This is a genomic window from Paenarthrobacter sp. NPDC089988, assembly GCF_044748465.1.
In the GTDB taxonomy this organism is placed as follows: Bacteria; Actinomycetota; Actinomycetes; order Actinomycetales; family Micrococcaceae; genus Arthrobacter.
Map to the genome: position 1 here is coordinate 182,665 of NZ_JBIVGD010000003.1, position 11,929 is coordinate 194,593.

Annotated in this window: 12 protein-coding genes; 3 read left to right on the top strand and 9 right to left on the bottom strand. The window is 64.6% G+C overall.

All coding sequences use genetic code 11. The annotated features are described in order from the left end of the window. Positions 1-30: 30 nt before the first annotated feature. On the bottom strand, positions 31-1,245 hold the full coding sequence (locus tag ACIPV6_RS06210) for an acyl-CoA dehydrogenase family protein (protein WP_400270033.1): 1,215 nt from the start codon (positions 1,243-1,245) through the stop codon (positions 31-33). A 142-nt stretch (positions 1,246-1,387) separates the two neighbouring features. On the opposite strand from ACIPV6_RS06210, the gene ACIPV6_RS06215 reads away from it, so the two are divergent. The 3 genes from ACIPV6_RS06215 (at position 1,388) to ACIPV6_RS06225 (ending at position 4,509) form a co-directional block, all read left to right on the top strand. After that, positions 1,388-3,106 carry an AMP-binding protein gene (locus ACIPV6_RS06215; protein WP_400270034.1) on the top strand — a complete coding sequence of 573 codons (1,719 nt, stop codon included), beginning with the start codon at positions 1,388-1,390 and terminating at the stop codon, positions 3,104-3,106. 24 nt (positions 3,107-3,130) lie between these two features. Beyond that, complete coding sequence (locus ACIPV6_RS06220; protein ID WP_400270035.1) at positions 3,131-3,640, top strand: MarR family winged helix-turn-helix transcriptional regulator; 510 nt, start codon at positions 3,131-3,133, stop codon at positions 3,638-3,640. A 206-nt stretch (positions 3,641-3,846) separates the two neighbouring features. Continuing rightward, entirely contained in the window at positions 3,847-4,509 is a 663-nt protein-coding gene (locus ACIPV6_RS06225; RefSeq protein WP_400270036.1) for a TenA family protein, read from the top strand. Between the two features lies 1 nt (position 4,510). Here the strand turns inward: ACIPV6_RS06225 and ACIPV6_RS06230 are convergent, their stop codons facing one another. From ACIPV6_RS06230 to ACIPV6_RS06265, 8 genes are all read right to left on the bottom strand, one after another. After that, positions 4,511-4,744, bottom strand: coding sequence for a hypothetical protein (locus ACIPV6_RS06230; protein WP_400270037.1), 234 nt, complete (start codon positions 4,742-4,744; stop codon positions 4,511-4,513). Positions 4,745-5,047: 303 nt separating this feature from the next. Then, positions 5,048-5,353: a DUF4190 domain-containing protein gene (locus tag ACIPV6_RS06235; protein ID WP_397326590.1), complete on the bottom strand. Its 306-nt coding sequence runs from the start codon at positions 5,351-5,353 to the stop codon at positions 5,048-5,050. A gap of 115 nt (positions 5,354-5,468) precedes the next feature. Then, entirely contained in the window at positions 5,469-6,242 is a 774-nt protein-coding gene (locus ACIPV6_RS06240; protein ID WP_400270157.1) for an enoyl-CoA hydratase, read from the bottom strand. A 37-nt stretch (positions 6,243-6,279) separates the two neighbouring features. Beyond that, positions 6,280-7,203 (bottom strand): 3-hydroxyisobutyrate dehydrogenase, encoded by a 924-nt coding sequence (mmsB, locus tag ACIPV6_RS06245; protein ID WP_400270038.1) that lies wholly within the window; start codon positions 7,201-7,203, stop codon positions 6,280-6,282. A gap of 83 nt (positions 7,204-7,286) precedes the next feature. After that, a complete protein-coding gene (locus ACIPV6_RS06250) occupies positions 7,287-8,384 on the bottom strand; it encodes an enoyl-CoA hydratase/isomerase family protein (protein WP_400270039.1) in 1,098 nt (365 codons plus the stop codon). Then, positions 8,384-9,883 carry a CoA-acylating methylmalonate-semialdehyde dehydrogenase gene (locus ACIPV6_RS06255; protein WP_400270158.1) on the bottom strand — a complete coding sequence of 500 codons (1,500 nt, stop codon included), beginning with the start codon at positions 9,881-9,883 and terminating at the stop codon, positions 8,384-8,386. The genes ACIPV6_RS06250 and ACIPV6_RS06255 overlap by 1 nt, the downstream gene beginning before the upstream one ends. A 173-nt stretch (positions 9,884-10,056) precedes the next feature. After that, positions 10,057-11,454: a cryptochrome/photolyase family protein gene (locus ACIPV6_RS06260; protein ID WP_400270040.1), complete on the bottom strand. Its 1,398-nt coding sequence runs from the start codon at positions 11,452-11,454 to the stop codon at positions 10,057-10,059. 76 nt (positions 11,455-11,530) lie between these two features. After that, positions 11,531-11,869: a hypothetical protein gene (locus tag ACIPV6_RS06265; RefSeq protein ID WP_400270041.1), complete on the bottom strand. Its 339-nt coding sequence runs from the start codon at positions 11,867-11,869 to the stop codon at positions 11,531-11,533. Positions 11,870-11,929 lie beyond the last annotated feature (60 nt).

Genomic DNA, 11,929 nt, shown 5'->3' on the forward strand with positions numbered 1-11,929 from the left:
TATGAAGGACAGAGGCAGTGCCTGTGTCCCTCACACAAACGCCGATTTGCCCGTCACCGCCCGGGCCACGATCATCGAGTTGATCTCGTAGCTGCCCTCGTAGGTATAGAGGATCTCGGCGTCTCCGAAGAGTTTCCCCATCTCGTAATCCGTGCTGATCCCATTGCCGCCCAACAGCGAGCGCCCCATCGCCACGGAGGCACGGGCCAACCGCGTGGTGGTGGCCTTGGCCATGGCAGCCTGGACCATCTCCAGCTTTCCCGCTTGCTGGATCCGGGCGAGTTCCACCATCAAGGACAGCGAAGCGTGGGCATTGCCCAGGATGTCCGCGAGCTGTTGCTGGACAAGCTGGAAGCGTGCCAACTCCCGGCCGAATTGGAACCGACTCAAGGTGTAGCTTCGGGCGACGTCGAAGGCCGCGAGCTGGATCCCGGCAGCCTGCCATCCGACCCACGCCCGGGAGTCGCGCAACAAATCGTTGGCGCGGGAAAACTCGGTGGCACCGGGAAGGAGATTGTCCAGGGGCACGCGAACCTCGTCCAGGACGATGTCCGCGTTCTGCATGATGCGCAGGCCGATCTTGTGCGTGATCTTTGTTGCCGCGTAACCGGGTCGGTCCGTCTCCACGATGAACCCCTTGACGTGCCCGTCGGCTTCGTCGCGGGCCCACACCAGGGCGAAGTCCGCGATGGTCCCGGCCCCGATCCAGCGCTTGGCGCCGCTGATGACCCATTCGCCGCCGTCGCACCGCGCCGTCGTCGAGAGCCCTCCGGCGATGTCGGAGCCGTGCTCCGGCTCCGTGAGCGCGAAGGCGCCCAGTTGCGTGAAGGTTTCGAGCCCCGGCAACCACCGTTGTTTTTGCTCGGGGGACCCCAGCTCGTGGATCATTCCGACGATGAGTTCGTTGTGGATGCCTACCAACGCGGAGAGCGATACGTCCGCCCTGGCGATCTCGGTGTACATGAGCCCTTTGAAGAGCTTCGATGAGCCATCCGTTTGCAGCCTCCCGAGCCCAAACTTGGCCATGTCGGGCAGCAAGCCAAAGGGGAACTCTTCCCGGTTCCAGTAGTCGATGCTGGCGGCCCGCACCTCTCCCTGAAGGAACTCGCGCACTTCGGCATAGCGGGCGCGTTCCCCGTCGGGGAGCAGGTCCACCACGTACATCAGGTCCGCCTCCGGATAAGGAGGGAGGACATTTTCCTTGGCTGCACCGCTTGTGGCCGTGCCGGCTTTTTCGTCGAGCATGTGACCCCTTCGTCATGTCCCGCGCAGGCTCTTCCAAACCCTTGGATGTCCTAGTATATTGCAAGGTGATGTGGATCACTAGGCCGGCTCAGCGGCCCACGGGCGCCGGGTCCGGCGTCGATGCCCCAGCGAAAGGCGGACTATGACAGTCACCGACGACTTCCGTGCGGCCCGCGACCGCCTGCTTGAGCTTCGCGAGAATTACGGGCAGGCCCACAGCGAGTTCCAGTGGCCCCGCTTCAAGCATTTCAACTTCGCCTTGGATTGGTTCGACCAGATCGCCGCAACCCCGGAACGGCAAAACCAAGCAGCACTGGTGATCGTCGAGCAGGACAGCAGTTCCACCCGGCGCACCTTCAAGGAGTTGTCGGAGAGGTCGTCCCAAGTGGCCAACTGGCTGCGCGGCCAGGGAGTCAAACGCGGTGAGCACATGATCGTCATGCTGGGCAACCAGGTGGAACTCTGGGAGCTGATGCTGGCGGGAATCAAGCTCGGCATCGTCTTGATCCCCACCACCACGCTCATGGGTGCCCGCGACCTACAGGACCGGGTGGAGCGCGGCGGGGCGGCTTGGGTTGCTGTCGGCAGCGGGAACATCGGCAAGTTCGCAGAGGTCACAGGAAACTACACGCTCATCGAGGTTGGCGGGGAACGTACCAACGCTGATGCGAAACAGTACGAAGACTCCCACGACGCCGGCACGGACTTCACTCCCGATGCCCCCACACGTGCGGACGAGACACTGCTGCTTTACTTCACCTCGGGCACCACATCGCGGGCCAAGCTGGTGGAGCACACCCACACCTCGTACCCGGTAGGCCATCTGTCCACCATGTACTGGATCGGTGTGGAACCCGGCGACATCCACCTCAATGTCGCTTCTCCCGGCTGGGCCAAGCACGCGTGGTCCAACGTCTTCACCCCGTGGATCGCCGAGGCCTCCGTTTTCATCTACAACTACGATCGCTTCAGTGCCGCAGCCCTCATGGAACAGATGGACCGCGAGGGTGTCACGAGTTTCTGCGCCCCGCCCACGGTGTGGCGGATGCTCATCCAGGCGGACCTCACGCAGCTGAAGAACCCGCCCCACAAGGTTGTCTCCGCAGGCGAACCCCTCAACGCGGAGGTGATCGGCCAGGTGGAGGAAGCCTGGGGCGTGACCATCCGGGACGGCTTCGGTCAGACCGAGACCACCGTCCAGATCGCCAACACCCCTGCACAGCCGGTGAAGATCGGTTCCATGGGGCGGCCGCTACCCGGGTACGACGTCGTCCTGGTGGACCCCGTCACCCGAGAGGAAGCCGACGACGGCGAGCTCTGCTTGCGCTTGGACCCGCGGCCCGTGGGACTCATGAAAAGCTACTTTGGCGACGAAGCGAAAACGGCGGAAGCCTTCCGCGACGGCTACTACCACACCGGCGATATGGCCAGCCGTGACGCTGACGGTGTGATCACCTACGTCGGCCGGGACGACGACGTCTTCAAGTCATCGGACTACCGCCTGTCGCCTTTCGAACTCGAAAGCGTCCTGATCGAACACCCCGCAGTGGCGGAGGCCGCCGTCGTACCTTCGCCCGACGCGGTGAAGCTCTCGGTGCCCAAAGCGTTCGTGGTGCTCGCTTCCGGCTTCGAACCCGGGCCCGCCGTCGCCGAGGACATCCTCCGTTACGCCCGGGAGCACCTTGCACCGTTCAAGAGAATCCGCAGGCTTGAATTCGGCGAACTGCCGAAGACCATCTCAGGCAAGATCCGCCGGGTTGAGCTGCGCGGCACGGAGATCAAACGGCATGGAGACGGACCGCTGCCCTCCGGGTTGGGCGTGGAATACACGGAAGAAGAGTTCCCAAATCTGAAAGACTAGTCCCCCACACCACCAAGGAGGCCCATGGGCAACCCGCTCCCCCGAGACCCCATTGCCGACGCCCAACGGAACTGGGAACGGCATGGTTGGGGCGATGTTGCCGCGCCCATGGCTGCAATCACCGCGATCATGCGCACGCAGCAGATCCTCCTGGCCCGCATCGAAACGGTCCTCAAACCCTTCGGCCTGACCTTCGCGCGCTACGAACTCCTCGCCCTGCTCAGCTTCGCCCGCAGCGGCGCCTTGCCCATGAACAAAGCCAGCGCCCTCCTCCAGGTGCATCCCACCTCGGTGACCAACGCCGTCGACCGTTTGGAACGGGCCGCCTTGGTGGCCCGTTCGCCGCACCCCACGGACGGCAGGACCACGCTGATCGAGCTCACCGCCGAGGGCCGCACCCTTGCGAAAAAAGCGACGGCGGCGCTCAACGCCGACGTTTTCGGCAAGTCGGGTTTCGAGGACGACGACGTCGACCACCTCATCCGCGTCCTGGGCACCTTCCGCAGGGATGCCGGGGATTTCACCGACGATTAGCGCTCAGGTCAGCGCCGTCGCATTGGCGGGTGACCCGGGATGTCTCTTGGCCTGACCTCAAGGGACTGGGCTTCGATGGCGACGTGCTGCGGCCGGCTCTCCGAGCTCCTCCAAGGCTCGGTGCATCAGCGCCACACTTCACGCCGCCGGGACGTTGCAGGCTACGGTTGAAAGGCCATTCAACCGAGCACCAGGAGCACGCACGCATGGGCTTTGCCGAAGAACTGAAGAACGCCTCCGCCGCCGATTGGGATGCGGCCATCAATCATCCCTTCGTTGACCGGTTGATCGACGGCAGCCTCGCAGACGAGGACCTCCGCCGCTACCTGGTGCAGGATTACCAGTTCTGCGATGCCTTCACCGCACTCCTGGGCCAGGCGGTTGCCTCAGCGCCTTCGCTACCGTCGCGGCTGGTGTTCGCCAGGGTCCTGGGCGCCTTCGCCTCGGATGAGAACACCTATTTCGAGGACAGCTTCGACGAACTCGGCGTCCCGGAGGAGGACAGGCTCGCACCGGAACTGGGAGCAGCAACGCGCTCCTTCGACGCGCTGATGCGCAACGCACTGGCCACCCGGTCCTACCCGGACGTCCTTGCAGTCCTGCTCGTCGCCGAATGGCTGTATGGCGACTGGGCCGCACGGGCCGGGGACAGCGCCACCTGGCCTGCCGCACCGAAGCATGCTGATTGGATCCGCCTGCACAACAACCCCGGGTACAACGCGTGGGTGGCCTGGCTGCGCGAGGAATTTGACGCCGTCGAGCCTGTGTCTGCCGAGGTGCGCGGGCGCGTTGCTACGACGTTCCGCGAGGCGGTGCGCTTGGAGCGTGAATTCTTCGACGCCGCACTGGAGTCGTCGCCGGTCCGCTGAGTCAGGGACTCTGCAGCTCCACCAATGTGAGGTCGAGGATCTGCAGATCGGTGCTTTCCACCGGCATGATGCCTTGGATGAAGGCTTCAAACTCTTCTGCGCCTGCCATGCCGCCGCGGGCAAAGAACTCGATCCACAGGTCAGTCAGGGTCAGGTCACCTTCGGCGAGGACGACCGCCGCCTCTCGCCGGACACTCTCCTGGTTCACCACCTCCGGAACCTTCCGCTCCGTCATTGCTGACACCCCCCGGCCGCCAGTCCTTGTACGTCTTCTGTCTCGGCACACCTATATTATCAGCATACTTAGCAATGGATCATGGGGGCCCGCCTCTTCGGTGTGTTCCACCGCGGGGCACTGCTCCGGGACCCCGGCGAGGTCGGTCCAATGCCAACTGTCCGGGCAGCGGTGGTTGTCGCAGAATTGCCACGTCATTGGAGATCCCCGTTCACGGTCGAGGGGCCCGCCCTCATGACGGCCCGCCCCCGATTAGTGCCGGAACCGGCGTTTAGTGACGCAGAAAAGCGAGTGAGCTGCGCCCTACCGGGTGAACGTGTAGATGAGCGCCGAGACCAGGGACAAGGCCGCGATTCCGTAGCCGACCACCAGGGCCGAGATGGCGAACGGACGTCCGCGCTCGCCGCGCTGCTCAATCTGCTTCAACGCCACATGCCCGGCTCCCACCACAAAAACGGCGATGATGGCCATGCCGGCGAGGAACAACCCCACCACCGCCAGTGCCGCCATGGCCGCCGAGACGATGGCGAGGTTGTTGACCGGCTGGCTCTCCCCTGCGGGCTCGGCTCCGGTTTCCGACGATTCGGCGCGAACACTCTCCATTGACATGTTTCTCTCCCCATTTGGTCCGTGCCAAGGAGTCTAACCGGGGCACTCGCCGATTCCGCGTTGCAAGGCTTGTTGTGCGCGCGCCAATCCAAAAATGACGCGCACAATGGGCCACTCAACGGTGTTTGAACTCCGGTTGCCGCTTTTCGGCAAACGCGGCCATGCCTTCCTTCTGGTCCTCCGTGGCGAACAGCGAATGGAACACCCGGCGCTCAAAGACCACGCCTTGCGCGAGCCCCATCTCAAAAGCGGCGTTGACCGCTTCCTTGGCCACCATCGCAGCAGGTTTGGACTTCGAAGCGATGACCTCCGCCGCCTTCAACGCCTCGTCCACCACCTCGGCGGCAGGCACCACGCGCGAGACCAGTCCGGAACGCTCAGCCTCGTCGGCTTCCATGAAGCGCCCCGTGAGGACCATGTCCATCGCTTTCGCCTTGCCCACGGCCCGCGTGAGGCGTTGGGAGCCGCCCATCCCCGGGATCACTCCCAGGTTGATCTCCGGTTGGCCGAACTTGGCATTATCCCCGGCGATGATGAAATCGGCCATCATGGCCAGTTCGCAGCCCCCGCCCAAGGCGAACCCCGAAACAGCGGCGATCACCGGGATCCGCAAACGCGTGAGATCCTCCCAGTGCCGGAACCAGTCGGCGGCGTACATCTCCATGTAGCTGTTGGAGGACATTTCCTTGATGTCGGCACCGGCGGCGAAGGCCTTGGCGGATCCCGTGACCACCACGGCGCCCACGCCCGGATCCCGGTCCATGTCCGTCACCGCCGCAACGAGTTCATTCATGAGCGCCGTGTTCAACGCATTCAGCGCCGACGGCCGGTTCAATGTCACCAGGCCAACCCGGCCCCGGCGCTCCACCAGAATGTTCTCGAACGTCATACTCTCCCTCTCCGCAGCAATGGTCACCAACTAATCCTCACTCAGACTTTTCACGGATATCGGTGATGATGCCGGAGAAATCCCGAGCCGCACCTTCACCAGCGGCAAAAGCATCGTAAATCCGGGAGGCCAATGGACCCATTTCAGCCGCCACGCCCGTGCTCTCCAGGGCATTCACCGCCAGGCGCAGGTCCTTGGCCATCAGGGCCCCCGCGAACCCGGGCTGGTAATCGCGGTTGGCAGGACTTGTGGGCACAGGACCAGGAACAGGACAGTTGGTGGTCAGCGCCCAGCACTGCCCCGAGGCGTTGGACGCGACATCGAACAAGGCCTGATGCGTGAGCCCCAGTTTTTCACCGAGCACGAAAGCCTCGGACACGGCGATCATGGACACGCCAAGGATCATGTTGTTGCACACCTTCGCGGCCTGCCCCGCCCCGTGGTCGCCACAGTGGACAATCCGCTTGCCCATGAGTTCAAGGATGGGCTTCACGGTCTCGAAGTCCTCCGGCAAGGCTCCCACCATGAACGTCAAGGTCCCGGCCTCAGCACCCACGACGCCACCGGACACGGGAGCATCCACGGAACGGTGACCGGCATCCACCGCCAGCGATGCAGCTTCCCGGGCCTCGTCGACGTTGATGGTGGAGCAATCCAGGAACAGCGTGTCCGGCCCGGCCACTGAGAGCAGTCCTGGCCCGCCCACACCGCGGTAGGCGTCCAGCACATGCTTGCCGCTGGGGAGCATCGTCAGCACCACGGCGGCGTCCCGGACTGCGTCGGCTGCCGAGTCCGCCATGGGCACTCCGTGCGCTTTCGCCGCTTCCACAGCTGCCGGGACAGGATCGTAACCGACCACTTCGTGCCCCGCCTTGATCAGGTTGGCCGCCATGGGACCGCCCATATGGCCAAGGCCGAGGAAAGCGATGAGTCCCGTTGCTAATGCTGCGTTCTCTGTCATTTCGTCTCCTCAACTGGATTGGACTGGCTCACTGGGTTGGACTGGCTCATTGGGTTGGGCTGGCTCACATCGATTGGACTGGCTCAACTGCTTTGGACCTGCTCGACTGCCAGTCCCAACTCCCGCTCGCCGAGCGGAGCGAAGTAGCCCTCGACGTCGGACTTGTGGACGTCCGCGAGCGACGCCGGCTTCCACTGCGGGTTGCGGTCCTTGTCCACCACCTGCGCGCGGATGCCTTCCCGGAAATCCGGACCGGACAGGCAACGAAGTCCCACGCGGTACTCCTGGTCGAGCGCCTCTTCGAGCGTCATGCCCTGATCAACCGACAGCCCCCGCACGCGCCGCAGCGACTCCAAGGTGACCTTGACCGACGTCGGCGATTTGCCCTCGATGGTGTCCGCGGCAGCAGCGGCCTCGCCGCCGGTCCCGCGCAAATGCCGCACGATCTCCTCGGCGTCATCGCCCGTGTAACAGGAATCGATCCACTCCCGTTGGTCCGCCAGCGGCGAGTCCGGCGCGGCTTGGGCAAAACGCGCGACGGCGTCTGCCGCCGTCGCGCTTTCCAGCGCTTCGGCGAGTGCCGCGAGGCTTTCGGACGGCACGAATGAGTCCGCGAGCCCGAGGAAAATGGCGTCCGCGCCGCTCAAGTGCGCCCCCGTCAGTGCGGCGTGGGTTCCCGCCTCGCCGGGCGCGCGGGACAGCAAGAGGGTGCCGCCGACGTCGGGCACGAAGCCAATAGTGGTCTCCGGCATGCCGGTGCGCGTCCGCTCGGTGACCACCCGGAGCGAGCCGTGGGCTGAGACGCCAACGCCGCCACCGAGGACCAGGCCGTCCATGAACGCAACGTACGGCTTGGGGTAGCTGGCGATCATGGCGTTGAGCCGGTACTCGTGGGCCCAGAATTCGGCCGTTTCCGTGCCTCCGTGCAGCATGTCCTTGTAGATGGCCACGATGTCGCCGCCGGCACAGAGGCCGCGTTCACCGGCGCCCCGCACAAGGACTGTCCGGACGGAATCGTCATCAGCCCAGGCAGCCAACTGCTGCAGCATGGCTTTCACCATGCCCGCGTTGAGGGCGTTGACTGCCCGGGGCCGGTTGAGCGTCACGATCCCCAAGTGGCCGCGTCGCTCGAAGAGGACGTCTTCTTCCTGCTGCTCTGATTCCTTGCCCGCCTCTCCCATCAGCTGCCCGCCGGCATCACGAAGCTGGCGCCCTGGCGGATGCCGGAGGGCCACCGCGAGGTGACGGTCTTGGTCTTGGTGTAGAAACGGAACGCGTCGGCTCCGTGCTGGTTGAGGTCGCCGAATCCGGAGGCCTTCCAACCGCCGAACGTGTAGTAGGCGATCGGCACCGGAATCGGGACGTTGATGCCCACCATGCCCACTTCGACGCGGCTGGCGAAGTCGCGCGCCGCGTCGCCGTCGCGGGTGAAAATTGCGACACCGTTGCCGAACTCGTGCTCGCTGCAGAGCCGGAGCGCTTCGTCGTAGTCGGCCGCCCGCAGGATACTTAGGACCGGTCCGAAGATCTCTTCCTTGTAGATCTTCATGTCCTTGGTGACGTTGTCGAACAAGGTGGGACCCACCCAGAAGCCGCCGTCGTACCCGTCCACCGTGAGCCCACGGCCATCGGCCACCAGGGTTGCACCCTCGTCCACGCCGGACTGGATGTAGCCCTCGATCCGTTCCTTTGCCGAGGCCGCCACCACCGGGCCGAAGTCCACGTCCTTGTCCATGCTGTGCCCCATGCGGAGGTCCTTGACCCGTGCGGTCAGCTTGGCAACCAGGGCGTCCGCGGTTTCCTGTCCCACCGGAACCGCCACGGAGATGGCCATGCAGCGTTCGCCTGCGGAACCGTACCCGGCACCAATCAGGGCGTCGGCAGCCATGTCCAGGTCGGCGTCGGGCATGACCACCATGTGGTTCTTCGCCCCGCCGAAGCATTGCGCGCGCTTCCCGTGCGCCGCCGCCGTCGCGTAGATGTACTGGGCGATCGGAGTGGAACCCACAAAGCCGATGGCCTTGACCCTGGGATCCTCGAGCAGGGCGTCCACGGCTTCCTTGTCCCCGTTGATGACGTTGAAGACGCCGTTGGGAACCCCGGCCTCGCTGTACAGCTCGGCCAGCCGGAGGGGGACGGAGGGATCGCGTTCGGACGGCTTCAGGATGAAGGCGTTGCCGGCTGCGAGCGCAGGGCCGGACTTCCACAACGGAATCATGGCCGGGAAGTTGAAAGGCGTGATCCCGGCAACCACACCCAGCGGCTGGCGCAGCGAATGGACGTCGATTCCCTGCCCTGCGCTGTCCGAGAATTCGCCCTTGAGCAGGTGCGGCGCTCCCGCGGAAAACTCCACCACTTCGATGCCGCGCTGGATGTCGCCCTTGGCGTCGGCGAAGGTCTTCCCGTGTTCAGAGGAGAGGAGCGTGGCGAGCTCGTCCATGTTCTCATTGACCAGGTCCACGAACTTCAGCAGGATCCGGCCGCGACGCTGCGGGTTCATGGCGGCCCATTCGAGCTGGCCCTTCTCCGCGTTGGCTATGGCGTTGCGGACCTCCTCGGCGCTTGCCAACGGGAGCCTGGCCTGGACCTCGCCCGTGCAGGGATCGTAGACGTCGCTGAAACGGCCGGATGTGCCGTCGATCCGTTGCCCGTCTACGTAGTGTGAAAGCTCGCGCACCATGGTGGAAATGCTCCTTTGCATTCGTGAATGATCGCCGTGCCGATCGGCTGTGGCGCCTGGCTGGAGCACAGTGGCATACGTCGCCAACTGTGATCCAGATCATCTCTGAACCCGAATATACTCGGACTTCCTACTAATTTCCAGAAGGCCCCGCGCGTGCAGCCGCGCGGATGTCAGTGCACCTCCTTCAGCTCCTTGTACGCTTCCAGGGCCTCTTGCCGGGTGGTCTTCAGATCAACGATTTCCTCCGGATAATCCGGTGTTCCGAACTCCGGAATCCAGTGGGCGATGTACTTACCCTGCGGATCGAACCTGGTCCTTTGGGCCTCCGGGTTGAAGATCCTGAAGAACGGGGAGGCATCCGCTCCCGAGCCGGCAACCCACTGCCAGTTGGCCGGATTCGAGGCCGGATCGGCATCCACCAGCGTGTCCCAGAACCACTGCTCGCCTACTTGCCAATGGATACCGAGGTTCTTGACCAGGAAGCTCGCAGCCACCATGCGCACCCGGTTGTGCATCCAGCCGGTGCGCCACAACTGGCGCTGCCCGGCATCAACCATCGGAAACCCGGTCTCCCCCTTCTGCCAGGCCCGCAGTTCCGCCGCGGCCGACTCGTGGCCGGGGTGTTTGCCGTCCTCCGCGTTGCCCGAGGCGCCCGGCCAGGCCCAGGGGAACCGGTCGAATTCGGTGCGCAGGTTGGCGGTGGCCAGGGTGGGGTTGTGGAAATACTGGTGCCAGCAGAATTCCCGCCAGCCAAGTTCTGAGGCATAAATCGCCGCGCTTTCCGAACGCCTGGACTCCAACGCGTGCCACACCTCGAACGGACTGAGCTCACCCCAACGCAGGTACGGCGAAAGGCAGCTGCTGCCGTCCTCATCCGGGCGGTTGCGGCCCTCCTTGTACTCGTCCAGCCCCCGGTCCACGAAAGCCTTCAAGCGTTGGTGCCCCGCAGCCGACCCCGGGGTCCAGCGCTCCCGCAGGCCACCCGCCCAGTCCGGCTTGGTAGGCAGGAGGTGCCACGATTCCAGGTCTTCGTAGGCCGGAAGATCACCAGTGAAGCCGTGCCCCTTGGCCGGGATGGCCAACGGCTTGCGGAAGTCCAGTGCGGAGACGGCCTTCCAGAAGGGCGTGAAAACCTTGTACTGGCCGCCGGTCTTGGTGGATACCTTCCACGGCTCGTGCAGCAAGGACGCCTGGAAGCTCTCCACATGGAGCCCCTCATCCCCGGCCCACCACTTGACGTCGGCGTCGATGGTCCGCTCCACTTCGCCGTACCGCCGGTTCCAGTACAGCGCGCCGGCACCTGCCGCCGTCGTGGTCTTCCGGACGATCTCCGCAGCAGGCCCGCGGCGCAGCAGCAGCGGGATGCCCAGCGCATCGAGGTCCTCGCGCAGGGCCGTCAAGGAGTGGTGCAGCCACCACCGCGCGGCACCCCCGTGCGGGCGGATTCCCGGCGATTCTTCATCGAGAACGAAGAGGGCCACGGCCCCTCCATCGTCGACGGCGGCACGCAGGGCGGGATTGTCCCGGACCCTGAGATCGTCACGGAACCAGACGATGGATGGCTTCACTTGAGTCCCACTTCCGGGTCTTGAAACGGCAAATGCCCCTAAGAAGGCATCTTAGGGGCACCTGCTGTGCGAACTTTCAGACGGCGGCCGGGAGGACCCCGTCGTCGTCGGTCAACGGCACCGGCGGCACGCTGACCTCGTAGGCTTCGGGCACGCTGTTCAGGACGTAGTCGCGGGCGGCGGCACCCACCATCCGCAAGCCCGGGTAGTAACGGTTGCCGTCGCGCTTGTGGTGCTTCACGCCGTTGAGGCGGACGGACGTGCGGAAGGCGCTGTCAGGCACGGGGATCTTGTTCCCCAGGACGCACCAGCTGATGTAAAGGCCGTACAGGGCCTCAAGATCCAGGCCCTCTTCGCTGTCTTCTTCGTACACAATGCATTCCCGCAGGAATGCACCAATTTGGGTATCGGTCATTGGATAGGCCTCCGGCCATAAAAGGGCCGCCGGTCTGCATCAGCGAGTACTGCAAGTCTC